At 68.0% G+C, this 25,434-nt stretch carries 17 protein-coding genes; 12 read left to right on the top strand and 5 right to left on the bottom strand.

The window, feature by feature from the left end:
• Positions 1–108: 108 nt before the first annotated feature.
• The gene (locus tag BLQ74_RS16070; RefSeq protein ID WP_090263897.1) at positions 109–378 is read right to left on the bottom strand and encodes a heavy-metal-associated domain-containing protein; all 270 of its coding nucleotides are present in this window, start codon (positions 376–378) and stop codon (positions 109–111) included.
• Positions 379–881: 503 nt separating this feature from the next.
• On the opposite strand from BLQ74_RS16070, the gene BLQ74_RS16065 reads away from it, so the two are divergent.
• The 4 genes from BLQ74_RS16065 (at position 882) to BLQ74_RS16055 (ending at position 5,058) form a co-directional block, all read left to right on the top strand.
• The gene (locus tag BLQ74_RS16065) at positions 882–2,588 is read left to right on the top strand and encodes a SulP family inorganic anion transporter (RefSeq protein WP_090263895.1); all 1,707 of its coding nucleotides are present in this window, start codon (positions 882–884) and stop codon (positions 2,586–2,588) included.
• 98 nt (positions 2,589–2,686) lie between these two features.
• The gene (locus tag BLQ74_RS16060) at positions 2,687–3,346 is read left to right on the top strand and encodes a VIT1/CCC1 transporter family protein (RefSeq protein WP_090263893.1); all 660 of its coding nucleotides are present in this window, start codon (positions 2,687–2,689) and stop codon (positions 3,344–3,346) included.
• A gap of 56 nt (positions 3,347–3,402) precedes the next feature.
• Entirely contained in the window at positions 3,403–3,531 is a 129-nt protein-coding gene (locus BLQ74_RS27950) for a hypothetical protein (RefSeq protein WP_280139869.1), read from the top strand.
• Between the two features lie 252 nt (positions 3,532–3,783).
• Positions 3,784–5,058 (top strand): outer membrane protein transport protein, encoded by a 1,275-nt coding sequence (locus tag BLQ74_RS16055; RefSeq protein ID WP_090263892.1) that lies wholly within the window; start codon positions 3,784–3,786, stop codon positions 5,056–5,058.
• Positions 5,059–5,140: 82 nt separating this feature from the next.
• On the opposite strand, the gene BLQ74_RS16050 is transcribed toward BLQ74_RS16055, so the two are convergent.
• Together BLQ74_RS16050 and BLQ74_RS16045 are read right to left on the bottom strand one after the other, a co-directional pair.
• Positions 5,141–6,133, bottom strand: coding sequence for an asparaginase (locus tag BLQ74_RS16050; RefSeq protein ID WP_090263889.1), 993 nt, complete (start codon positions 6,131–6,133; stop codon positions 5,141–5,143).
• A 60-nt stretch (positions 6,134–6,193) separates the two neighbouring features.
• Positions 6,194–7,636 (bottom strand): alanine/glycine:cation symporter family protein, encoded by a 1,443-nt coding sequence (locus BLQ74_RS16045; RefSeq protein WP_090263888.1) that lies wholly within the window; start codon positions 7,634–7,636, stop codon positions 6,194–6,196.
• Positions 7,637–7,813: 177 nt separating this feature from the next.
• Here BLQ74_RS16045 and BLQ74_RS16040 point away from each other — a divergent pair, with 177 nt between their 5' ends.
• The 8 genes from BLQ74_RS16040 to BLQ74_RS16005 all read left to right on the top strand — a co-directional run bounded on the left by BLQ74_RS16040 (position 7,814) and on the right by BLQ74_RS16005 (position 15,035).
• The gene (locus BLQ74_RS16040; protein WP_090263887.1) at positions 7,814–8,632 is read left to right on the top strand and encodes a helix-turn-helix domain-containing protein; all 819 of its coding nucleotides are present in this window, start codon (positions 7,814–7,816) and stop codon (positions 8,630–8,632) included.
• Positions 8,633–8,743: 111 nt separating this feature from the next.
• The gene (locus BLQ74_RS16035; RefSeq protein ID WP_090263885.1) at positions 8,744–9,421 is read left to right on the top strand and encodes a thermostable hemolysin; all 678 of its coding nucleotides are present in this window, start codon (positions 8,744–8,746) and stop codon (positions 9,419–9,421) included.
• Entirely contained in the window at positions 9,411–10,877 is a 1,467-nt protein-coding gene (locus BLQ74_RS16030; protein ID WP_090263883.1) for an AMP-binding protein, read from the top strand. Before BLQ74_RS16035 ends, BLQ74_RS16030 begins: the two co-directional genes overlap by 11 nt.
• Before the next feature lie 11 nt (positions 10,878–10,888).
• On the top strand, positions 10,889–11,575 hold the full coding sequence (locus tag BLQ74_RS16025) for an iron-containing redox enzyme family protein (protein WP_090263881.1): 687 nt from the start codon (positions 10,889–10,891) through the stop codon (positions 11,573–11,575).
• The gene (locus BLQ74_RS16020; RefSeq protein WP_090263879.1) at positions 11,562–12,368 is read left to right on the top strand and encodes an SDR family oxidoreductase; all 807 of its coding nucleotides are present in this window, start codon (positions 11,562–11,564) and stop codon (positions 12,366–12,368) included. The genes BLQ74_RS16025 and BLQ74_RS16020 overlap by 14 nt, the downstream gene beginning before the upstream one ends.
• The gene (locus BLQ74_RS16015) at positions 12,365–13,006 is read left to right on the top strand and encodes a tetratricopeptide repeat protein (RefSeq protein ID WP_090263877.1); all 642 of its coding nucleotides are present in this window, start codon (positions 12,365–12,367) and stop codon (positions 13,004–13,006) included. The genes BLQ74_RS16020 and BLQ74_RS16015 overlap by 4 nt, the downstream gene beginning before the upstream one ends.
• 2 nt (positions 13,007–13,008) lie before the next feature.
• The gene (locus BLQ74_RS16010) at positions 13,009–13,671 is read left to right on the top strand and encodes a response regulator (RefSeq protein WP_090263875.1); all 663 of its coding nucleotides are present in this window, start codon (positions 13,009–13,011) and stop codon (positions 13,669–13,671) included.
• Positions 13,668–15,035, top strand: a complete 1,368-nt coding sequence (locus BLQ74_RS16005) for a sensor histidine kinase (protein WP_090263873.1) — start codon at positions 13,668–13,670, stop codon at positions 15,033–15,035. The genes BLQ74_RS16010 and BLQ74_RS16005 overlap by 4 nt, the downstream gene beginning before the upstream one ends.
• A 121-nt stretch (positions 15,036–15,156) precedes the next feature.
• On the opposite strand, the gene BLQ74_RS16000 is transcribed toward BLQ74_RS16005, so the two are convergent.
• Together BLQ74_RS16000 and BLQ74_RS15995 are read right to left on the bottom strand one after the other, a co-directional pair.
• Positions 15,157–16,671 carry a TolC family protein gene (locus tag BLQ74_RS16000; protein ID WP_090263871.1) on the bottom strand — a complete coding sequence of 505 codons (1,515 nt, stop codon included), beginning with the start codon at positions 16,669–16,671 and terminating at the stop codon, positions 15,157–15,159.
• Positions 16,672–16,721: 50 nt separating this feature from the next.
• Positions 16,722–25,424: a DUF4347 domain-containing protein gene (locus BLQ74_RS15995; protein ID WP_090263869.1), complete on the bottom strand. Its 8,703-nt coding sequence runs from the start codon at positions 25,422–25,424 to the stop codon at positions 16,722–16,724.
• Positions 25,425–25,434 lie beyond the last annotated feature (10 nt).

The raw sequence follows: 25,434 nt of genomic DNA, 5'->3' as shown, positions 1-25,434 counted from the left end.
AAAGCCTGTGGCCGAGTGTACGGGCGATCTGCCATCAGCGTCCAGCAAGCAAGATGGTACGTCCGCACCAGGTTCGATCTGGCTCGATTCAGCGCACCCGCGGGCCGCTCAATGGCACCAGCAGTCGCTCAGGCCGCAGCGTCCACCGGGCGCCACGGCGGCGGCGCCAGCGGTGCTCGGTACGCGGGCCGGGTAGCCGGCATCGCGCAGGGCGATCAGCAACGTCCGCGGCTCGACCTCTCCCTCGACCCTGACCTGCCCCGCCGGCAGATCGATGCAGACGTCGTGGACACCCACCAGGGGACTCAGCGCGGCGCTGACCTGTTTGACGCAAGCGCCATAGCTCAGGCCGTAGACCTGCAGAAGGATGCTGCTCATCGCACAATCTCCTGGCGCTTCGTCACGTATCGGGAGCGGCGGCGCCACCGGCTGGTTACGGCGAAGGTCGCCATTGCCCGCGCCCCCGCCGGCCAGCGAATCAGCGGCCTGTTTTCAACGGGGGAGCCTGATCGCGAAACTACAGCGTGCGCCGCCAGGCCCTTTGATCCATATCAACCAAGGCCCCTGGCCATCACGGCCGCCGATCCCCCGGCGTGCGCGGGCGCGCCCTGCGCAGCGGCGCCCGCGGCAACGCCCGCCATCGCCGAAAAGCCCGTGGCAGAGCCACCACGCCTGCTCGCCAGCAGACCGCGCCCGCGCCGCACCGGCAAAACTCCCAGCGATCCTCCCAGCGCAACCTGGGCGGGCGCGCCGGCCGCGCCCCTTGCGGAGCGACTACATTTCCACTGGATGACCACGCTCGCCCGCGCCAGGCCCTGGCCAGAAGCAACGCAGCCCCTGCGGCTGGCGTGCCCGATGATCCGTCCCGTTTCGGAGTCTCGATGAACGCACACGACCACCCTCGGGGTTCCAAGCGCCGCATGCGCGGCAGCCTCGGCATACCGGCCCTGGAATGGCTGCAGGATTATCAAGGCGCCTGGCTCAAGGGCGACCTGGTCGCCGGCATGACCTCGGCGGCGGTGGTCATTCCCAAGGCGCTGGCCTATGCGACCATCGCCGGACTGCCGGTGCAGGTCGGCCTGTACACCGTGCTGGTGCCAGCGGCGATCTACGCCGTGCTCGGCAGCTCGCGGCCGTTGAGCTTCAGCACCACCACCACGCTGGCGATCCTGGCTGGCGCGGCCATCGGCAATTCGGCCGGCGGCGATCCGGCGGCGCTGCTCACCGCCTCGGCGACCCTGGCGTTTCTGGTCGGCGCCTTCCTGGTGCTGGCCGGGCTGCTGCGCCTGGGCTTCGTCGCCAACTTCATCTCGGAGCCGGTGCTGGTCGGCTTCAAGGCCGGCATCGGCGTGGTCATCGTGCTCGATCAGTTGCCCAAGCTGCTGGGCATTCACTTCGAAAAGGGCGGCTTCCTGCACAACCTGCTGGCGACGCTGCGCGGCATACCGGAGTCGTCGCTGCCGACCCTGGCGGTCGGCGTGGTCATGATCCTGACCCTGGTCGGCCTCAAGCGCTACGCCAAGCGCGTGCCCGCGCCGCTGGTGGCGGTCGCCCTGGGCATCGCCGGCATGGCCCTGCTGCACCTGGACCAGTTCGGCGTGTCCATGGTCGGCAAGGTGCCGACCGGACTGCCGGCCCTGACCCTGCCGGACTGGACGCTGCTCAACCAGCTCTGGCCAGCCGCCATCGGCATCGCCCTGATGAGCTTCACCGAAACCATCGCCGCCGGGCGTGCCTTCGCCGGCCCCGACGACCCCACGCCGCCGCCCAACCGGGAACTGCTCGCCAGCGGTGTCGCCAATATCGGCGGCGCCTTTCTCGGCGGCATGGTCGCCGGCGGCGGCACCACGCAAACGGCGGTCAACCGCTCTGCCGGCGCGCATTCGCAGTTGGCCGGCCTGATCACCGCGGCCCTGGCCCTGGGCACCTGCCTGCTCCTGGCCCCCTTCATCGGACTGATGCCGAATGCCACCCTGGCCGCGGTGGTGATCGTCTATTCGGTGGGGCTGATCGAGCCCGCCGAGTTCAACAAGATTCTCGAGGTACGCCGCACCGAATTCGTCTGGGCGCTGGCGGCGATGGCCGGCGTCATGTTGCTCGGCACCCTCAAGGGCATCCTCGTCGCCATCGTGGTGTCCCTGTTCGCCCTCGCCCACCAGGTCTCCGATCCTCCGCTGTATGTGCTGGCGCGCAAACGCGGGAGCAACTTGTTTCGTCCGCGCACGGAGGCGAACGCCGATGACGAGAGCTTCCCCGGCCTGCTCATGCTGCGCCCGGAAGGACGCATCTTCTTCGGCAATGCCGAACGCCTTGGCCTGAAGATGAAGCCGCTCATCCTCGACGCCCGGCCCAAGGTGGCGATCATCGACCTGAGCCGGGTCTTCGACCTCGAATACACCGCGCTGAAGATGCTGATGAACGCCGAAAAACACCTGCGCGAGAAACACGTGGAACTCTGGCTGAGCGGCATGAATCCGGGCGTGCAGGAGATGGTGATGCGCTCGCCGTTGAGAGAAACGCTCGGCGGCCAGCGGGTCTTCGCGAACGTCGAAGAAGCCCTCACCCACTACCTGTCGCAACGCCACTGAGCACTGAGCACTGAGCACTGAGCACTGAAGATTGAGCGCCAGCCGGATGGCGCAACGGCCAGCGGCGGCTCGCCGCACGCTCGGGATGGGATGACGCCATGCACGACAGCGAACACGAGAAACGCGCACCGGTACTCAACCCGGTCGACCGCGTATCCGAGGTGATCTTCGGCCTGCTGATGGCGATGACCTTCGTCGGCTCGCTCAGCGTGGCTACCGCCGGCCAGGAAGAAGAGCGCACCATGATGATCGCCGCCTTCGGCTGCAACCTGGCCTGGGGCCTGACGGACGCGGTGATGTACCTGCTGCGCACGCTGGCCGACCGCTCGCGCAATCGGCGCCTGTTGCAGCGCCTGAAGGACACCCCGGATGCCGAGGCCGGGCGGGCGCTGATCGCCGATACGCTGCCCTCGCGCCTGGCCGCCGCGGCCGGCGCCGATGGCCTGGAAATGCTTCGCCGGCGCCTGCTCGACTATGCCACGCCAGTCCCGCCGCGCCTGCGCCTGGACGACTTCAAGGCGGCCCTGGGCATCTTCCTGCTGGTGGCGCTGGCGACCTTCCCGGTGGTCATCCCCTTCATCCTGGTGGAACCGGCGGCGCGGGCTGTGCGCGCCTCCAACCTGATCGCCCTGGGCATGCTGTTCCTCGCTGGCGCCCTGCTCGCGCGCTACGCCGGCGGCAACGTCTGGGTCGGCGGGTGCCTGATGGCGATCACCGGCACGGCGCTGATCTTCGCCATCATGGCCCTGGGCGGATAGGCTCCGCCGGCACCCGCGCCTCGATTCAGTCCGTGGCGCTACCCGCGGAAAAGGCCATGGACTGCCTCAGCGACCTGCTCGTCACCTATCGCGCCTGGCGCATCGCTGCGTTCATCCTCAAGGCGCTGACGGGCGGCCGCTTCGTCGCCGTCAGCGCCTGGATGACCCACGCCAGCGGCACCTGAAAAGCCCTTCGCCCGACCGTGGGTCGGCTGCCGCCGCGCTGTTCACTACGATCATGATTTGGTCATTTTCGATCATTGCGCCACAGGCGACGCTTCTCTATCGTGCGCGCCCTGTTTCTGCTGCACGGCCGGCGCATCCCCCGCGCCGGACACTTTCAAGAATCGCCTGAGCGATCCCTGCCTTCGGCGCTGCCGAGCCCCGCCGGCTCGCGGCGCGGCGCCGAAGCACCTGCCCTGTTCGGAGTAATCGTAGTGAACAAGAATCTTATCCAAGGCGCCTTGGCGTTGACCGCCTGCGCCTTTTCGCTGAACGCCATCGCCAACGGCATCGCCATCAACGAGCAGAGCGCCAGCGGCGCCGGCACCGCCTATGCCGGCCGCGCCTCGTCGGCGCTGGATGCCAGCACCCTGTACGGCAACCCGGCCGGGCTGGCGAAGCTCAAGCGCGGCGAAGTCAGCGGCGGCTTCGCGGTGGTCGCGGCCAAGGACGACATCAGCGACGCCCACAGCAGCGCGTCGGGCAGCAACAAGGGCGATTCGGTGCCCGTGGCGGCGGTGCCCTTCGCCTACCTCACCAGCCCGCTGGACGAGCGTTTCAGCGTCGGCCTGGGCCTGTACGTGCCCTACGGCATCATCAATGACTACGAGAGCAGCTTCCAGGGCCGCTCCCACGGCTCCTACAGCAAGGTGCGGGTGATCACCCTGCAGCCCACCCTCAGCTATCGCCTCAACGATCGCGTCTCCATCGGCGGCGGCCCGACCATCAACCGTATCGACGGCAAGCTGCAGAACAACCTGGCCACCGGCGCCTTCAACAACGGCAAGGAAGCGCAGATCAGCATCGAAGGCGATGACGTCGCCCTGGGCTACAACCTGGGCGTGATGGTCGACCTGAGCGACGCCACCACCTGGGGCCTGGCCTACCACTCCAAGGTCGATTACCAGCTCAAGGGCCACACCAGCGTCAGCGACACCCCGGCCATCATCCCGGTCGCCGGCAAGTACGGCGCCAAGCTGGACCTGACCCTGCCGGAATCCGTCGATACCTCCATCACCCACCACTTCGACGAGCGCTGGACCGGCTACCTGGGCACCACCTGGACCCGTTGGAGCCGCATGAAGGAGATAGTCGCGGAGAACAGCGGCGTGTCACCGCTGGGCCAGGCGTTCGGCCTGAACAGCATCGGCGAACCGATGAACTGGCACGACACCTGGTCGGTGGCGGTCGGCGGTTCCTACCAGCTCGATCCGCAGTGGGTGCTGCGCACTGGCTTCGCCTACGACCCCTCGCCGACCAACAATGCCGACCGCACCGTGCGCATTCCGGTGGGCAACCGCAAGACCCTGACCATCGGCGCCGGCTACTCGCCCAACGCCGACCTGACCTTCGACGTCGCCTACGCCTACCTGTGGGAGAGCACCGCGTCGGTCAACCAGGCCAACAGCTCGGGCCTGCAACCGGCCTACAGCGCCAAGTACGACAACAGCGCCCACGGCCTGGTCAGTCAGCTGACCTATCGCTTCTGATGGGGCAGGTGCCAGTCCACCGATAAAAAACGGGCCGTCACCCCAAGGGTGCGGCCCGTTTTCCTGTGCGTGGCGAGCCAGGCTAGTCCGCCAGTTCGCCACACAGATCGAGCGCGAACCAGTGCTCGGCCTGTTGCACATCGAGCCCCGCGCCAAGCAGGGCGAACAGCTTGCCGAGCGCCGCTTCGCGGGTCATGCCGCCGGCGGAGATCAGGCCACTGTCGCGCAGACGGCTGCCGGCGGCATAGGTATCGAACACCACGCTGCCTTGCGCGCACTGGCTGATCGCGGCCAGCAGCACGCCGCGCTGGCGCGCTTCGCGCAGGGCGGCGAGCAGGTCCTCGTTGTCCGAGGGGCCGGTGCCGCTGCCGTAGCACTCCAGCAACAGGGCTTGCACGCCCGTGGCGAGCACGGCGCGCAGTTGCTCGGCCTGCAGGCCGGGGAACAAGGGCTGCACGGCCAGCTTCACCGACTGCCGTGGCTGCCGGTAGGAAAGCGCCGCGGGCAACGCCACGGCGCGCTCGCCATGGCGCTGGCGCGCCGGCGCGGCGAAGGCCTCGAATGCTTCGCTGTGCACCTTGGTGGCGCGCGCGCCATGCAGCAGCGCGCCGCCGAAGGACAGGCGCACGCCACTGGGCTGGCCCTGTTCGAGAGCCCTGAAGGCGCCGCGCAGGTTGTCCCAGGCGTCGCTGCCCGGCGCACCGGCCGGCAGCATGGAGCCGGTGAGCAGCACGGGCACGTCGAGACCGAGCAGGAGGAAGGACAGCGCCGCCGCGGTATAGGCCAGGGTGTCGGTGCCGTGCAGCAGCAGCACGCCGTCATGCCCGTCCTGCTCCACCGCCTCGACGATGGCGTCGCGCATGGCCAGCCAATTGGCCTGCTGCATGTTGGCGCTGTCGATCAAGGGTTGCAGTTCATGGCAGCGCCAGGCCAAGCGCGGGCTGTCGTCGCTATCGGCGAAGTGCGCGCGCATGCGCGCCTCGAAGCCGCCGGCCGGGGCCAGGCCTTCGGCGGTCTGCAGCATGCCGATGGTGCCGCCGGTGTAGAGGACGAAGAGGTTCTTGACTGCACGCATTGCGGAAAATCCTGGGGAGAATGACGCGAGCCGCCAGGGTGGACGGCTCGCGCATGGCCGTCAACGCTGCGTTTGCGGCACACCGACGAGGACGTCCTGCGGCGCGTCGGCGTGCTGGCCGGCCGGCCAGGCTGCGCGATCCAGGTCGAGGTCGGCGAACTGCGCGGCATCGAACACCGGCTGCTGGATACCGGCGCTGCGCTGGGCGTCATAGTCGCGCATCACCCGCAGGCCGACCTTGAACAGCAGGGCCAGGGCCAGCAGGTTGACGAAGGCCAGGCAGGTCATGGTGATGTCGGCGAAGGCGAACACGGTGGAGAGGTTCTGCACCGAGCCCCAGACGATCAGCGCCAGCACCAGGGCGCGGTAGCCGAGCAACGCCAGGCGGTTGCGGGTGAGGAACTGCAGGCTGTTCTCGCCCAGGTAGTAGTTGTAGAGGATGCAGGTGAAGACGAACAGCGACAGGGCGATGCTGACGAACAGCCGGCCCCAGTCACCGACCACCGCGGCCAGGGAGTTCTGCGTGAGGACGATGCCGTCGCCTTCGAAGCCGGGGGTGTAGAAGCCCGAGAGCAGGATCAGCAGCGCGGTGCAGGTGCAGATCACGAAGGTGTCGAGGAACACGCTGAAGGCCTGTACTACGCCCTGCGCGGCCGGGTGGCGCACGGCGGCCACGGCGGCGACGTTGGGTGCGCTGCCCAGGCCGGCTTCGTTGGCGAACACGCCACGCTTGACGCCCATGACGATGGCGCTGCCGAGCAGGCCGCCGAACGCCGGGTCAAGGCCGAAGGCGCTCTTGAAGATGGTCTCGAGCATGGCCGGAACGTGCTCGATCTGGCTGCCGATCACGTACAGGGTGACGCCGATGTAGGCCAGGGTCTTGACCGGCACCAGGAGGTCGGAAACCGCCGCGATGCGCTTGATCCCGCCGAGGAAGACGATGGCCAGGAGCACCGCCAGGGCGATGCCGGAATGCTCGGGGGCGAAGCCGAAGGCGTTCTGCAGCGAGTGGGTCACGGTGTAGGACTGCAGACCGTTGAAGGCGAAGCCGTAGGTGGCCAGCAGCAGGACCGAGAAGACCACCGCCATCGAGCGCAGCTTCAGGCCGTGCTGGATGTAGTAGGCCGGGCCGCCACGGTACAGGCCGTCGGCCTCGCTGCGCTTGTACAGCTGCGCCAGGGTGCACTCGAAGAAGCTGCTGGACATGCCGACCAGGGCGGTCACCCACATCCAGAACACCGCGCCCGGCCCGCCGAGGGTCACGGCGATGCCGACCCCGGCGATGTTACCGGCGCCGACGCGCCCGGCGAGGCTGAGCATGAGCGCCTGGAACGAGCTCAGCTGGCCGGCCTGGCCACGGATGGACTCCTTGAAGACGCCGAACATGTGGCCGAAATGGCGGAACTGGACGAACCGGGAGCGCAGCGTGAAATAGCTGCCCAGTCCGACGATGAGCACGATGAGGAGCTTCCCCGAGAGGAAGTCGTTGAGCGCTTCGAGCATGGTGTGACCTCGATTCTTGTTCTTCGGGTGGAAGAGGAACGCCGGGCGCGGGTTAGCCCCCGGCGTTGGCGGGCAAGGTTGGCCAAGGCAAGGCGTCGTGACAATTTCGCGGGTTGCTCCGAACTGACGCGAGCTGATGCTAGACTGGCATCGCTCGCATCAACCGGTGAACCCGCCATGCCTGACCATCTGGGCGACAACCTGAAACTCGCCTGCAGCCACTACCGCTCTATCTCCGAGGTCTGCCGGCTGCTCTCGATCAACCGCGCGCAGTTCAACAAGTACCTCAACGGGCAAAGCCGCCCTACCCCGTACAACCTCAAGCGCATCGGCGATTTCTTCGGCGTCGAGGACTACGAACTGGGCCTGCCGCCGGAACAGTTCGCCCGCCTGATCGGCGCGCGCGGCAGCGCCCGGCCCGGCGCCGCGCAGAACGACCCGCTGCTGGCCATGCTGCGGCCGCTGCGCGAACAGGCCGGCAACCTGTCGCGCTACTGCGGCTACTACTTCGAGTACTCCAACTGCATGTCGGTGCCGGGCTCGATCCTGTTGTCGCTGGTGCACCTGTGGGAAGACCAGGGCAACTTCCTCTTCGAGCGCCAGGAACGCCAGGAGCGCTCCAGCAGCACCGATGTGCAGGCCGAGGACTGGGTGCGCTGCCGCTACCTGGGCGCGGCATTCCAGCTACAGGACCGGCTGTTCCTGATCGATTACGAATCGCTGACGGTCAACGAGATGAGCCAGACCATCCTCATCCCCAGCTTCAAGAGCCGCATCACCCGCCTCAACGGCCTGAAGACCGGGGTCTCCAGCGGCGACCGGCGCACACCGGCCTGCACCCGGGTGGTCTGGGAGTACCTGGGGCCGGAGATCAACCGCATCAACGCCTATCGCCAGGTCAAGCTGTACCGCCCGGACGATCCGCGCATCGACGACGACGTGCGGGCGCGGCTCAACGTCGGGCCGATCCGCAACGGCCTGTTCGAGATCGAATAGCGCGCTGCAGAGCCCCGCGCGGGGCACCGGCGAATTCGCCGCCCTTCAGATTCCATTCAGACTCGCGTCCGATACTTCTCGCCATCGAGAAGTCCCGAAAGGGGGAGCGAGATGACCCAGACTGAATGGAATGACCTGTTTCCATTCCACTTCGGCACCCACAACGAGCGCCGAGCCAGTCTCCACCTGCTGCGCCAAGGCGATCCCGGACGCGCGGAGGCCGAGAGCTTCATCCATGAACGTTTCGAGCAGGTCCACCATGCCGACGTTCACCATTTCCTGCCTGAACTGGTCGCCCTGCGCGACAGCCACGGTCGCCTGACCGCGGTCACCGGCATGCGCCCGGCGAGCCAGGGCACGCTGTTCCTCGAACGCTACCTGGACGAACCGCTGGAAGCGCCGGTATCGCGCCTGGCCGGACGCATCGTGCCGCGCAGCGAGCTGGTGGAAGTCGGCAACCTGGCGGCGCTCAGCGCCGGCAACGCGCGGCTGATGATCATCGCGGTGACCTGGCTGCTGGCCGCCCGTGGCATGCACTGGGTGGCCTTCACCGGCGCCGCCAGCCTGGTCAACAGCTTCCACCGCCTGGGGCTGGAACCCAGTGTGCTGGCCTCCGCCGACCCGACGCGGCTGAACGGCGAAAGCGCCTGCTGGGGCAGCTACTACGCACAGCACCCGCGGGTGTTCGCCGGCAATATCGGTTACGGCCACGACGAACTGGAGCGCAACGGCGTGTTCGGCCGCCTGGGTTTTCCCCTGCTGCTGACGGAGAACGGCCATGCAGCCTGAACTCGAACGCTGGCGCGACACCCTGCGCGAGCATGCGCAGCAGCGCGCCAGCCAGGTAGCCCTGCGCGGCGCCAGCCGCAGCTACAGCTACGCGCAGTTGCTGGCCGAGGTCGAGCAGCGCGAGATGCTGCTGCGCAACCAGCCGCCCGGCGTCTTCGCCCTGTCCCTGGAGAACGGCCCGGAATTGCTCTTCTGGGACCTGGCGGCGCTGCTCGCCGAGCGTCCCTGCGTGATCCTGCCGCCCTTCTTCAGCCCGGCGCAGCGCGCCCACTGCCTGATGCAGAGCCAGGCCAACCTGGCGCTGACCGGCCCCGAGCTGGCCGAGGAGCTGCGCGCCAGCGGTTTCACTGCCGGCGAGCCGTTCTGGCAGCGTCCGGCGGTGGTCGATGCCGGTCTGCCGACAGGCACCGCGAAGATCACCTACACCTCCGGTAGCACCGGCACGCCCAAGGGCGTCTGCCTCTCCGCCGACGCCATGCTGCGCGTGGCCAGGGAACTGGAGCTGGCCAGCCGTCCCGCCGAGCCGCGGCACTACCTGGCGGTCCTGCCGCTGGCGGTGTTGCTGGAAAACCTCGGCCTCTATGCCGCCCTGCTGGCCGGCGCCAGCCTGACCCTGCTGCCGCAGACGCAACTGGGGATCAGCGGCGCCAGCGGCGTGGACTGGAAGCGCCTGCTCGGCTGCATCGCCCTGAGCGGCGCGCAGAGCCTGATCCTGGTGCCGCAATTGCTGCTCGGCCTGGTCACCGCCATCGAACGCGGCCTGATGCGCGTCGGACCGCTGCGCTTCGTCGCCGTCGGTGGCGCGCGCGTCGCACCGAGCCTGCTGCAGCGCGCGGCCAAGGTCGGCCTGCCGGTGTTCGAGGGCTACGGCCTGTCCGAATGCGCCTCGGTGGTCAGCCTGAACCGTCCCGGCGCCAATCGGCCGGGCAGCGTCGGCCGGCCGCTGCCGCACGTCCAGGTCAAGCTGGCGGCCGACGGCGAGGTACTGGTCAGCGGTTCGACCCTGCTCGGCTACCTCGGCGAGCCGCCCTTCGACGGCCAGTGGTGGCCGACCGGCGACCTCGGCCGCTTCGACGAAGACGGTTATCTCTACCTCGCCGGGCGCAAGAAGAACCAGTTCATCACCAGCTTCGGGCGCAACGTCAACCCGGAATGGATCGAAGCCGAACTGACCCAGCACGGCGCCATCCTGCAAGCCTTCGTCCATGGCGAGGGCCTGCAGCAGAACCTGGCGCTGCTCTGGCCGCTGGACCCACAGGCCAGCGACGAAACCCTGGAGCAGGCGGTGCGCCAATGCAACGCCAGCCTGCCCGACTATGCCCGGGTGCACGCCTGGAAGCGCCTGCCCGAGCCCTTTACCGCACAGAACGGGATGCTCACCGCCAACGGCCGACCGCGCCGCGCGGAAATCCTCGAGCGCTACCGCAACGCTTTGTTTGAACTCGTGACCGAGTGAGGTTCACTGCCATGTCTTTCTTCGAAACCCTGCAAACCGCCACTGCCGAGGAACGCCAGGCGCTGTTCAGCGTTCCGGTGATCCGCGACGCCCTGGGTGGCGCCGTCAGCCTGGACGGCTATGTCGCCTTCCTGACCCAGGCCTATCACCACGTGCGCCACACCGTACCGCTGATGATGGCCTGCGGCGCCAAGCTGCCCGCGCGCCTGGAATGGCTGCGCGGCGCCGTCTGCGAATACATCGAGGAGGAGTACGGCCACGAGCAGTGGATCCTCAATGACATCGAGGCCTGCGGCGGCGACCCCGAGCAGGTGCGCAACAGCCGCCCGGCGCTGCCCATCGAGCTGATGGTGGCCTTCCTCTACGACCTGATCGCCCGCGACAACCCGGTCGGCCTGTTCGGCATGGTCAACGTGCTCGAAGGCACCAGCGTGGCCCTCGCCACCCATGCCGCCGGCAGCATTCGCCAGACCCTGAGCCTGCCGCCCACGGCCTTCAGCTACCTGAATTCCCATGGCGCGCTGGACCAGGAACACATGGCCACCTACCGCACCCTGATGGACCGCCTCGACCAGCCGCAGGATCAGCAGGCGGTGATCCACTCGGCCAAGGTCGTCTACCACTTGTACAGCGACATGTTCCGCGGCCTGCCGCGCGCGCAGAACGAAGCCGGCGAGGTGCGTCATGCGCATCTCTGAATGCCGTGCCGTGCTCACCGGCGCCAGCGGCGGCATCGGCCTGCCGCTGGCCGAGCAGCTCTGCGCAGCGGGAGCCAAGGTGCTCGCCGTGAGCCGCCGCCAGGACGACCTCGCCGAGCTGTTGCGGCGCTATCCGCAGCAACTGCGCTGGCAGTCCGCCGACCTGCGCGACAGCGCCGGGCGCCATGCCATCGTGGAAGCCGCGCGTGACATGGGCGGGATCAACCTGCTGATCAACGCCGCCGGGGTCAACCGCTTCGCCCTGCTCGAACAGATCGACGAAGAGCAACTCGACGACCTGCTCGAACTGAACATCAACGCCACCCTGCAACTGACCCGCGTGCTGCTGCCGCTGCTGCGCGAGCAGACGCATGCCCTGGTGGTCAACGTCGGCTCGACCTATGGCTCGATCGGCTACCCCGGCTACGCCACCTACTGCGCCAGCAAATTCGCCCTGCGCGGCTTCTCCGAGGCGCTGCGCCGCGAACTGGCCGACACCTCGGTGGACGTGCTCTACGTCGCCCCGCGCGCCACCCGCACGAGCATGAACAGCGCCGCCGCCACCGCTCTCAACCTGGCGCTGAAGGTCGGCATGGACGACCCGCAGGACGTCGCCCGCGCGGTGCTCGCGGCGGTGGAGAAGAACCTCAGCGAACTCTACCTGGGCTGGCCGGAAAAGCTCTTCGTGCGCCTCAACGGCATGCTTCCCGGACTGGTCGACCGCGCCCTGCGCAAACAACTGCCGCTGATTCGCCGCTACAGCGATGCCAATGCCAAGGAGTCCAATCGATGAAACGCCTCGTCCTCATCGGCCTGCTGCTGATCGCGCCCTTCACCTGGGCCCTGGACCAGGCCGGCGCCCAGCGCCTCGCCGGAATCCAGCAACGCTGGGCGGAAATCCAGTACAAGCTGCCGGAAGCCCAGCGTGCCGCCGCCTTCGAGAAGCTGGCGGCGGACAGCGATGCCTTCACCCGCGAGCAACCCGGCGCCGCCGAAGCCTGGATCTGGAACGGCATCGTCAGCAGCAGTTGGGCCGGCGCCGCCGGGGGCATCGGTGCGCTGGGCAAGGTCAAGGCGGCGCGTGCGAGCCTGGAAAAAGCCATCCAGCTCGACCCCAACGCCCTGCAAGGCTCGGCCTACACCAGCCTCGGCGCGCTCTACGACCGCGTACCGGGCTGGCCGATCGGCTTCGGTGACGCCGACAAGGCCGAGGCCATGCTGCGCAAGGCCCTGGCGCTCAACCCGACGGGGATCGACACGCTCTACTTCTGGGCCGATCACCTGTATCGTGGGGCACGCTACGGCGAAGCCCGCGCCGCCTTGGAAAAGGCCTTGCAGGCGGCGCCGCGTCCGGGCCGCGAACTGGCGGACCAGGGCCGCCGTGGCGAAATCGATGCTTTACTCAAGGCCATCCGGGAGAAACAGGGCTGACCATGCGATTGCTGTTGGTTGAGGACGATACGGCGCTGGGCGAAGGGGTGCGCACCGGGCTGCGCCAGGAAGGCTACACCATCGACTGGCTGCAGGACGGCAGCAGCGCGCTGCACGCCCTGCTCGGGGAAAACTTCGATGTGGCGGTGCTCGACCTCGGCCTGCCGCGCCTGGACGGCATCGAGGTGCTGCGGCGCCTGCGCGCCAGCGGCTCCAACCTGCCGGTGCTCATCCTCACCGCGCGGGACGCCACCGAGGACCGCATCGCCGGCCTCGACGCCGGCGCCGACGACTACCTGGTCAAGCCCTTCGACCTCGACGAACTCAAGGCCCGCCTGCGCGCCCTGCTGCGGCGCAGCGCGGGCCGCGCCAAGGTGCTGATCGAGCACGCCGGGGTCAGCCTCGACCCGGCGTCGCAGCAGGTCACCTACCAGGGCCGCCAGGTGGTGCTGACGCCCAAGGAATACTGCCTGCTGCACGAACTGCTGGCGCAGCCGGGCAAGGTCTTCACCCGCGAGCGCCTGACCCAGTTGCTCTACGGCTGGGACGAAGAGGCCGAAAGCAACACCCTGGAAGTGCACATCTACCACCTGCGCAAGAAACTCTTCAGTGACCTCATCCGCACCGTGCGCGGCATCGGCTACCTGGTGGAAGGCAATCCATGAGTTCGCTGCGCCGCCGCACCCTGTGGCGCGTCATGCTCTTGCTGCTGATCGGTACCGGGCTGCTGACGCTGTACAACTACCGCGACAGCGGCAAGGAGATCGCCGAGGTCTACGACGCCCACCTGGCGCAGAACGCCCGCCTGCTGCAAGGGGTGATGAAGATGCCGCTGGACGACGTCGAGCAGCGCGCACTCTACGCGGCCTTCAACGACGCCCTGAGCCAGGCCGGACAGCACCGCGTCGGCCATCCCTACGAGAACAAGCTGGGCTTCCAGGTCTGGCGCGATAGCGGGCAGATCCTCGTGCACACGCCCAGCGCGCCGAGCTTCACCCGGCCGTTGACCAAGCCCGGTTTCGCCAACTTCCGCGTCGATGGCCAGGAGTGGCGCGGCTTCCTTCTGCCCGTCCCGGAAGACCACCTGCTGATCTGGGTCGGCGAACGCAACGACGTGCGCGGCGACCTGGTCGACCGCATCGTCCGCCACACCCTGCTGCCCTTCATGATCGGCAGTCTGGCCCTGGTGGCGCTGGTCTGGCTGGCCATCGGCTGGGGCCTGCAGCCCTTGCAGAACATGGCCCGGGTGATTCGCGCGCGGCATGCCGAATCCCTCGAACCGCTGCAACTGGTGCCCCTGCCGAAGGAACTGGAGCCGATGCAGGCGGCGCTCAACCGCCTGCTCGGGCAGATCGAAACCCTGCTCAAGCGCGAGCACCGCTTCATCGCCGACGCCGCCCACGAGATGCGCACGCCGCTGGCGATCCTGCGCCTGCACGCACAGAACGCGCAGAACGCCAGCAACGAGGCCGAACGTCAGGAGGCCCTGGGCTTCCTCATCGGCGGCGTCGACCGCCTGAGTCGGGTGGTCAACCAGTTGCTGACCATGGCGCGCATCGAGCCGATGCTCAGCCAGCGCCAGTGGACGCCGGTCGACCTGGCCTCGGTGGTCACCGACACCATGGCCGAACTCACCCCCTGGATACTCCGCCAGGGCATGGAGCCGGCGCTGGAAATCACCCCCGGCGACTACCACATCAACAGCGATGCCGGCGCCATCGGTATCGCCCTGCAGAACCTGGTCACCAACGCGGTGAACTTCTCCCCGCCGCGCGGCCTGATCCGAGTCACCCTGCAGCCCCGCGACGGCCAACTCGAACTGATGGTCGAGGACCAGGGCCCCGGCATCGACGAAGCCAAGATCGAGCGCGCGTTCCAGCGCTTCGTCAGCGAAGGCCACCAGAACGGCGCCGGCCTCGGCCTGTCCATCGTGGCGATGATCATGGAGCGCCTGGGCGGCAACGTGCGCCTGCAGAACAAACCCGGCGGCGGCCTGCAGGCCAGACTGCGACTGCCGCGCAACGACTGAGCGCGGCCTCCCGCCGCCAGCAGGGTTCCGCCGAGGCGCGGCTGGCCGTGTCCGGGCGACGCCCACGGCAAAACGCCGAAAGCAGACGTCCGTCTGCCTTCGGCGTTTTGCTATGCGGCCGTCAGCGCTGCTGCGTCAGCGGCTCGGCGGCGATCTCACCGCGCTGCCACTGCGCCTCGCGGGTCGCCAGGGCCTGGCCGATGTCGCTGAGGGAGTCGGACTTGAGCTGTGCCGGCAGCGGGTCGAGGCCGACGCTGGAGAACACCTGGCTGTAGGCATTGCGCAGTTCGGCATAGGCCAGGTCGCGTTGCAGGTCGGCCTGCAGGTGGTTCAGTTCGCCCTGGATCAGCTCCAGTTCGCCGATGCCCTGGGCCTGGCGGCGGTTGCGCAGCTCCTGGGTGATCTGGCCGTCGAGGCTCGCCAGTTCTTCGCTGGTGTGGAACTGCCGGCGGGCTTCCTGGTAGTTGGCGTTGGCCACGTAGAGCTGCGCCAACACCGCCATCGACAGCGCCTGGCGGCGTGCGGCGGAGAGTTCTTCGCCCGCCTTGGCGACCTTGATCGCGGCCGGGCCGGACAGCACGTTGAACAGGTTCCAGGTCACCTTGACGCCGTAGTCGGCCCAACGATCGTTGACCAGGTAGGAGTTGCTGTCGTAATGCCCGCCAGCGGAGAACTCCAGCCCCGGCAACAGACGCAGCATGGCCTTCTTGGTCTCGGCGGCGCTGATCCGCGCCTGGTAGTCCTGCTCGCGCAGCTCCGGGCGCGACGCCAGGGCTTCGTATTCCAGGCGGCCCATGTCGACCTTGAGTTCCGGCACCGGGTAGTCGTCGGCCGGCATCGCCAGTTTCACATCGGTGCCCGGCGGCAGGTTGACCAGGGTGGCCAACTCGGTCTTGGCCAGCGACAGCGCCTTGCGCTGCTCTTCCAGTTGCCGCGTGGCTTCGATCAGCGAGCGCTGGTAGCTCATCGCCTGGACCGGATCGCCGATGCGCTGGCTGCTCAGGTTCTGGCTGTCCTTGCGCGCCTGGTCGACGCGCGCCATCAGGCTGTCGATGCGGCCCAGCAGGCGTTCGGCGGCCACCGCGCGCCAGTAGGCCGAGCGCACGTCCTGGATGATCGTCTGGACGACCTTGCGCCGGCGTTCCTGAACGATCAGACGCTGGTCGGCCTGCTGCTTGGCGCTGACATAGCTGACGCCGAAGTCGAGGACGTTCCACACCATGGTCAGGTCGGCGACGTTGCGGTCGCGGTCCTGCGAGGTGGACGGTTCCAGGGACTGCTGGCCGGTGCGCACGCTCTGGCTGCTGGAGGCGTTGACGTTGTTACGCCCGACGTAGCCGGCGTCCAGCGCCATGCGCGGCAGCATGTCGAAGGTGGCGAGGTCGATCTGGCGCTGCGCCAGGGCTTCCTCCATGACCTTGAGACGCCCTTCGAGGTTGTACTTGACCGCCCGCGCCATGGCGTCGTTCAAGGTCAGCGGGCCGCTCAGCGGCTCCTGTGCCTTGAACATGCCGGCCAGGTCGTCGCGCGCGCGTTGCTCGCTGCTGGCGCGGCTGATCGGATCGCTGGTCACCGCGCAGCCACTGATGGCCAGTGCCAGCAAGCTGGCACTGAAAAATCGGAAATGCCTGTTCATTGTCGAGCCGCCCCCTGTACGGCTACTGATCGTTGTCAGCCCTGACGCCCTCAGCTCGCCGGCCCCTCCCGGCCGAACTCGCCGAAGGCTCTGGCCAGGTCGGCGACCTGGCGCTGCTCCCGCTGATTCATTTCATGCAATTGCTGGCCCAGACCGGGCGCGCTGAACACGCCGCTCAAGCCCCCTTTGCCGGCGCCGCGGTGATCGAAAGCCGACAGCGCCTGGTCCTCGTGTTCGAGTGCCGCGGAGAACACCGAGGACAAGGTCGATTCGCCGTAGACCCCGGCGTCGCCGCCACCGAAACCAAGGAAGCCGACGCCGGACCCGTCCCCCCAGGACGAGTTGCTGGCGTTGCTGGCGAAGATCAGCGCGAACTGGCTCTGCGCCGGCGTATTGCGGAACAGGCTGCTGAACGCCGACTGCGCCGCCCCCTGGTTGGATGTATCGAGCAGCGGCGGCAGGCCCAGCGCCGGCGGACCAGCGTACTGCACCGGCGAAGGCAACGCCGGGCCGTTGCCGGGGTTGCCATTGCCGAATGGCAGCGCCGGAGTGAAACGGCCGTCGTCGCCGCGCAGCTGCGGATCGCCGTTGACGCCGCTGCCCTGCACAAGCAAGCCGCGGGTGCTGGGCAGGCTGCCCAGGTTCAGGTCAGCCGCGTTGCCGAGCGTATCGGTCAGTCGCCCGCCGTTGCTCTGGATGACGTCGGCCAACTGGATACCGTCGCTGTCGGACTGGCCGGCAGCGACGGTGTAGGCGAAGCGCAACTGGTTGCTGCCGGAACCGGAAACGTAGGTGGCGTAGGCAGTGCCGCCCCGCTGCAGGGTGATGGCGATGCGCGGCACGCCGCCGCTGGTGTCGACGCTCACCGCATCGTTGAAGTCGACGCTGAACTGCAGCGTCTGCCCCGCCGTGTAGCGGCCGTCGGCGGGCACCTGCACGGCGCTGACCGCCGGCCCGGTGTGGTCGAGCACATAGGCCGGACCTTGCAAGCCCTGCTGCAGGCTGTTGCCGGCCTGGTCATGGATGCCGTTGTCGGCGCGCAGGCCGAGGGACAGATTGCCATCGCCGCTCAGATTGCCGACGGTGACGCGCCAGGTGAGGTCGTTGAGCCGAGTGACCGCGGCCAACTGCCCGCTGGCCGTGCCGCTGCTCTGCAAGGCGAAGGACGACAGGCTCAGGCCGTCGACCGCCTCGCTGAAGGTGACGTCGAAATGCAGGCTGCTGGCGCCGCTCGGCGAGGCCTCCACGCGGCTGATGGCGGTGGCGCCCGGCGCCGTGGTATCGACCAGCACCTGCCGGCTGTCGCGGACGCTGTTGAGGGTCAGCGCGGCTGCGTTGCCCGCGGCATCGCGCAGCGTCCCGCCGTTGGCTTGCAAGGCGAGGATGCCGATGCCATTGGCGTCGTTGTCACCGGCCTGGACGCGGTACTGGAACAGCAGCGCGCTGCCGCCGGAACCCGACAGGTAATCGGCGTAGACCGTGCGCCCGCCGATATCCAGGGCCAGGCGCGGTGTGCCGCTGCTGCTGTCGATTTGCAGTGCTTCACTGGCGTTGACCGTGAAGGTCAGGACATCACCGGCGTTGTAGCTGCCCGCGCCGGGCACGGCGACGCTGGTGACGGTCGGCACCAGGGTATCGACCAGTACGTGCGAAGTGGCGCCGACCGCGTTCAGCGTCAGTAGCGCATCGTTGCCGGCGGCGTCGCGCAAGGTGCCGCCGTTGGCTGAGAGCGCGCCGACGGTGATACCGTCGGCATCGTTGTCGCCGCTCTGCACCCGGTACTGGAACACCAGGGCGGAGCTGCCGGAGCCGGAAACGTAGTCGGCATAAACCGTACTCGTGCCGATCGTCAGGGCCAGGCGCGGCGTGCCCCCCGTGCTGTCGACCAGCACGGATTCGCTGGCGTTGACGGTGAAGCTCAACAGCTCGCCGGCCTTGTAGCCGCCATCGGCCGGCACCGAGACCGAGTTCACCTGCGGCGAGCTGTGGTCGAGTGTATAGACCTCGCCCTGCAGGCCAGCGGGCAACGCGTTGCCGGCCAGGTCGGTGACACCAGTGCCGCTGCCGTTCAGGTCCAGGCGTAGGCTGCCATCGCCGCTGACGGCCGTGACCAGCACGGAGTAGGTCCGCGCGTCGATCTGCGAGACCGACGAGAGCACGCCGCTGGCCGTGCCGGTCCCGACCAGGGTGAAATCACTGATGTCGAGACCGCTGACCGCCTCACTGAAGCTCACGGAATAGTGCAGCGAGGACGCGTTGTTCGGCGACGCCTCGACGCGGGCGATGCCGCTTACCGAGGGCGCGATGCCATCGACCAGGACACTGCTGGTCGATGCGACGCCGTTCAAGGTGGTCAGCGCATCGTTGCCGGCGACGTCCCGCAGGCTGCCGCCGTTGAGTCGCACGCTGGCGCCGAGGGCGATGCCGTTGGTGTCCTGTTGCCCGCTGCCGACCACCGTGCGGAAGGTCAGCGCCGAGGTGCCCGAGCCGGAAACGTAGAGGGCGTCGACGGTACCGCCGGTGTCCAGCGTGACGGTGATGTAGGGCGTGCCAGCGCTGCTATCGACGACCACCGCCTCGCTGTAGTTGACCGTGAAATCGAGGTTCTGCCCGACCACGTAGGTGCCGTTGGCCGGCACCGAAACGCTGCTCACGCTTGGCGCCACACCGTCGATGACGAGGGCCTTGTTGGCGCCGAGCGAGTGCGCGCTGCCGGGGCTGGCGAGGGTCAGGATGGCATCGTCGCTGCCCGCGTTGCGGATAGTCGCGCCGTTCAGCGACAGGGCTGCGCTCGAGGCGAAGTCGAGGTCGCTGCTCTGGTCGCCGGCCTGTACGGTGTAGGCGAAGGTCAGCGTGGTGCTGCCGCTGCCGGAGACGTAGCTGGCGTTGCGGTCGATGGCCCCGGTCTCCAGCAGCAGGCTTGGCGTGCCGCCGCTGGTGTCGACGCTCACCGTCTGGTCGAAGGTGACCGTGACATAAACGGTGTCGCCGACCTTGTAGGCGCCATTGGCGCTGCTCGAGCTCACGTCCTGCACGGTCGGGTTGACCAGGACACTGACGCTCCGGGTCGCTACGGCGCTGGTCTTGCTACCGTCGCTCACCGAGAAGCTCACGGTCCGAGTCGCCGTATCGGGAGCGGCGGAGCTGTTGGCGTAGGTCACCGCCGCCAGGGCGTTCTGCCATTGCGCGAGGCTGGCCGTGGCACCGGACGAATACAGGGTCAGCACGCCCGTTACGGCGTTGTAGCTGCCGACGATATTGCCGAAGGCACTGGTGTTGGTATTTAGGAACGCCAGCGAGTCCTCGCCGCTCTGGAAGCCACCGGTGATGGAGACCGTGGCGCTGGACAGGGTGCTGTTGTCGCGGTCGCTTACGAGGATGCCACTGTCGACCGCCACTGCCGGCCCACCTTTGGTAAAGGCGCTGCCGCTGCCGCCGGTAGTCAGCACCGGGGTCTGGTCGACCGCAGTGACCGTCACCGAGCGAGTGGCGCTATTGCTGGCGTCGGTGCCGTCGTTGACGCTGAAGCTGAGGGTCCGGGTGGCGGTGTTGGGGGTGATCGCGCTGTTGCCGTAGGTCACCGCACGCAACGCGGCCTGCCATTGCGCCAGGGTCGCCGACGCGTTGGCCGAGGTCAGCGTGAGCACCCCGGTGGCGCTGTCGTAGCTGCCGACGATGTTGCCCATGCTGCTGCCGTCGTTGCTGAACGCCAGCAGGTCTTCGGCGGAGTGGAAATTGCCGACGATCGTCACCGTGGCGCTGGACAGCGTGGCGCTATCCAGGTCGCTAAGCACTAACCCGCTATCGACTGCGACCGGCGTGCTGGCGACGTTGTCGCCGGCGACGAAGCTGGCACTGCCGCCCGAGGCCATGACCACCGGCGTGTCGTTCACCGCGGTCACGCTTACCGTCTTGCTGGCCAGCGCGCTGTCGCTGCTGCCGTCGTTGACCTTGAACGCAATGGTGCGCGTGGCGGTATCCGGGTTATCCGAGCTGTTGCTGTAGGTGACCGCGCGCAACGCCGCCTGCCATTGCGCCAGGGTTGCCGTGGCGCCGGACGAAAACAGGGTCAGCACGCCCGTTCCGGCGTTGTAGCTGCCGACGATATTGCCGAAGGCACTGGAGTTGTTATTCAGGAACGCCAGGACGTCTTGGTCGCTATGGAAGCCACTGCCGATACTGACCGTGGCGCTGGACAGCGTGGCGCTGTCGAGATCGCTGACGCTCAGGCCGCTGTCGACCACCACCGACGTACTGGTGACGTTGTTGCCTTCGGTGAAGGCCGTGGTCCCACCGCTGCTCGTCAGCACCGGCGTATCGTCGGTCGCCGTGACGCTCAGCGTGCGGCTGGCCGCGACGCTGGTCTTGCTGCCGTCGTTCAACGCGAAAACGATCGATCGGGTCGCGGTATTGGGCGTCTCGGACGAGTTGTTGTAGGTCACCGAGCGCAAGGCGGCCTGCCATTGCGCCAGGGTCGCCGAGGCGCTGGCCGAGGTCAGCGTCAGCACACCGGTTGCGCTGTCGTAGCTGCCGACGATATTGCCCATGCTGCTGCCGTCGTTGCTGAACGCGAGCAGGTCTTCGCCGCTGTGGAAGCCGCTACCGATGCTGACTATAGCGCTGGACAGAGTCGCGTTGTCGAGGTCGCTGACGCTCACGCCGCTGTCGACAACCACCGGCGTGCTGCTGACGTTGTTGCCCTCGACGAAGGCTGCGCTGCCGCCGCTGGTGGTGACGATCGGCGACTGGTCGGTGGCGCTCACCGTCACCGTGCGGGTAGCGACGTTGCTGTCGAGGGCACCGTCGTTGACCGCGAAATCGATGCTGCGCGTGGCGATGTTCGGGGTTACTGCCGTGTTCGTGTAGGTCACCGAACGCAGCGCCGCCTGCCATTGCGCCAGGGTCGCCGTGGCGCTGGCCGAGGTCAGCGTCAGCACGCCGGTCGCGCTGTCGTAGCTGCCGACGATATTGCCCATGCTGCCGTCGTTGCTGAACGCGAGCACGTCTTCGGCGCTGTGGAAGCCAGTGCCGATGCTCACGGTGGCGCTGGCCAGGCCGGCATTGTCGGGATCGGCCACCGTCAGGGCGCCGTCGATGGCCACCGGCGTGCTGGCGGCGTTGTCGCCGGCGACGAAGCTGGCGCTGCCGCCGCTGACGCTCAGCACCGGTGCATCGTTGACCGCCGTCACGCTGACGATCTTGCCGACCGCGACGCTGCTCGAGCTGCCGTCGTTCACGCTGAAGCTAATGGTGCGGTTGGCAGTGTTCGGCGCATCCGAGGTATCGGTGTAGGTCACCGCGCGCAGCGCCGCCTGCCATTGTGCGAGGGTCGCGCTGGCGCTGGCCGAGGTCAGCGTCAGCACGCCGGTGCCGCTGTCGTAGCTACCGACAATATTGCCCATCGTCAGGCCATCGTTGGCGAACGCCAGGACGTCTTCGCCACTGTGGAAGTTGCCGCTGACGCTGACCGTTGCGCTGGCCAGGGTGGTGCTGTCCAGGTCGCTGAGGCTCAGGCCGCCATCGACGATCACCGCGAGATTCTCGGTCGCCGCCGTGGTGCCGCCGCTGACGCTGGCGATCGGCGTATCGTTCACCGCGGTGACGCTCACCACCTTGGCCGCGGCCACGCCCTGGGCGATACCGTCGTTGGCACTGAAACTGATGGTGCGATTGCTGGTGTTGGGCGTTTCGGAACTGTTCGTGTAAGTGACTGCGCGCAGCGCCGCCTGCCATTGCGCCAGGGTCGCGCTGGCGCTGGCCGAGGTCAGCGTCAGCACGCCGGTCGCACTGTCGTAGCTGCCGACGATATTGCCCATCGTCGAACCGTCGTTGGCGAATGCCAGTAGGTCTTCGCTGCCATGAAAGTTGCCGGTAATGGCGACGGTGGCGCTGGCGAGCGTGCCGTTGTCGCCATCGCTGACAGTGACGGCGCTATCGATCACCACTGGCGTGCTGGTGACGTTGTTGCCCTCGACGAACGCAGTAGTGCTGCCGCTGGCGGTCACCACCGGCGAGTCGTTGGTGCTGGCGACCGTTACCGTCTTGCTGCCGGCAGCGCTGGCGGTACTGCCGTCGTTAACCGCGAAGCTGATGGTGCGGTTGCCGGTATCGGGCGTATCCGATGCATTGGCGTAGGTGACCGAGCGCAGCGCCGCCTGCCACTGCGCCAGGGTCGCCGTGGCGCTGGCCGACGTCAGCGTCAGCACGCCGGTGGCGCTGTCGTAGCTGCCGACGATGTTGCCCATGGTGGCGGGGACATTGGAGAACCCCAGAACATCCTGGCCGCTGACGAAACCGCCAACGATCCTGACCGAGGCGCTGGCCAGCGTCGTGCTGTCCAGGTCGCTGACCGTGATGCCGCTGTCGACGACCACAGTGGCGGTGACGTTGTTGCCTTCGACATAGGCGGTGCTGCCACCGGTGGTCGTGGCGATCGGCGTGTCGTTGACGGCGATCACGCTGACAGTCTTCACGGCAGTATTGCTGGCGCGTATGCCGTCGTTGGTGATGAAGCTGATGGTGCGGGTGCTAGTGTTGGGCGTATCGGAAGTATCCGTGTAGGTCACCGAACGCAGCGCCGCCTGCCATTGCGCCAGGGTCGCCGTCGCACTGGCCGAAGTCAGCGTCAGCACGCCGGTGGCGCTGTCGTAGCTGCCGACGATATTGCCCATCGTCGAGCCGTCGTTGGCGAACGCCAGGACGTCTTCGCTGCCGTGGAAATTGCCGGTGATGCTGACCGTGGCGCTGGCCAGGGTGGTGTTGTCGGCGTCGCTGACGGTGAACGCCGAATCGATGACCACCGGCGTGCTGGCGACGTTGTTGCCTTCGGTGAACAACGTGGGTCCAGCGCTGGTGGTGTTGACTGGCGCCTCGTCCGCCCTCCAGGTGGAATCGACGGTACCGCCCGCGGTGGTGAGCAGGCTCTCCGAGCCGGTGTTGAAGCCCGAGCCGTCCGCGCCCCTCGATTTGCCGTTCTCGTTGCCGCCGCCCTGGCCGCCGCGACCGTAGTTGTTCTGCCAGATGACCCGGTTGGCCGCAGAGGTGTCATAGTGCAGCGTGCCCTTGTTGAGGATGCCGCCGACGCCAGCGCCGCCGTCTCCGGCCGAAACGTTGTTGCCGCTGCCGGCCCCGCCGCCGCCGGCCCCCAGGTTGTTGCTGATGGTCGTGCTGGAGACGTAGAGCGTGGCCCCTGCGGCGATGTAGATACCACCCGCCGCCGCACCGCCGGAACCGGCGCCAGCGGACATGGAAACCCCGGAACCGCCGCCGCCGGCGCCGATGAAGCCGATGCTGGCGTTGCCGGCCGATCCGCCGGAGCCCCCGGTGGACAAGCCGATGGAGGTGGTGCCACCCAAGCCGGCAGAGCCGCTGGCGGTGCCGCCACGGCCATTGAAGTACTGCGAGTTGGAGATGGGCATGGAATAGCCCCCATCGCCACCCTTACCGGAGCCACCGGTTGCGCCCTTGTACTGGGAGCTGTAGTCCCCCCCCCTGGCACCGCCGACGTTTTTGAAGCCGCCACCGCCGCCGCCACCGTAGCCGTAGATGTTATGGTAACCGCCGCCATTGCCGCCGCCGCCGGCCGCCGCGTTGCCGGTAACGCTGGAGTGGACGAGGGTCACGGTACCGCCGGTCACCGCGAGGCCCGCGCCCAGCGCGTCCTTGCCGTTGACGGAGTTGAAGTCCCCGCCCGCCCCCGAGACCAGGCCGCCGGTGAGCACCAGCCCGTCGAGCTTCACCGTGCCGGCAGTGACACTCAGCACGCGGCTGGTCTGGTGCGCATCGATGGTGACGTCGGCTACGCCGTCGTTGTTGAGGTCGCCGTCGATGGTCAGACTTTTGCCGATGCTCAGCTCACCGTTGTAGAGGTTGACCGTCATCGCACTGGAGAAGGTGACGGTGTCGCCAGCATACGCATCGAGAATCGCCTGGCGCAGCGAACCGGCACCGTAGTCGGCACCATTGGTGACAGTGATGATCGCCAGGTCATGGCTGTAGGCGGACGTAGAAGTCGCGGACAGCACCGGGCGTGCCTCGATGCTGCCGGTGGTGACTTCCAGGTCCCAGTCCGAGCCGTTGCCGGTGCGATCGTTCGAGGCGGCGATATCGCGGCCGGTGAGGCTCGCCAGCTCGTCGACGAAGGTCTGCCCGCGCTCGCCCTGGGCGGTGTTGCAGGCATAGATGAGGATGTCGCCGCCGGCCTGCATGTTGCTGCCCAGTTGCGTCAGGGCGTTGCCGTAGTCGGCGATGTTCTCGGCGCTGACATAGCTGCTGCCCAGCCACAGGTCGCCATCGTTGCCGTGGGCGATGATCTGCACCGAAGCCGCGCCGGGATGCGCCGCCAGGTACTGGGCCATCTGCTGCACGCCGTTGCCGTTGCGCTCGAGGAAGACCACGTCGGTGTTCGCCGCGACGCCCTGCAGCAGTTGCTGGGCATCCGCCACGCGGGAGTCGACGAAGACCACGTTGCGCCCGCTGGCGGAACCGGCGGCCTGGCCGCTGTCCGTCGCCGCGGCATGGCTGGCGCCGCTGGTGTCCTTGCTGGCGCTGGCGGCCGCCGCCGACTTGTCGGCGCTCGCGGTGTCCTGCGCGTCGGTGCTCTTGGCGACGTCGGTCGCCGCGGCCGCGGTCGCGGCCACGGCGCCATCGAACATCATGCGCGGCTCCAGCGCCATGATCAGCGAAGACTGGACTGCCGGCTTGCCATCCAGGCGGGACGCCGTCCCGCCGAACACGCGCTTGACCCATTGCATCTGCTGCACC

The organism is Pseudomonas panipatensis (assembly GCF_900099785.1).
Classification (GTDB): Bacteria; Pseudomonadota; Gammaproteobacteria; order Pseudomonadales; family Pseudomonadaceae; genus Pseudomonas; species Pseudomonas panipatensis.
Note: the sequence above shows the minus strand (reverse complement) of the source record. Positions and strands in the feature narration are given on the sequence as shown.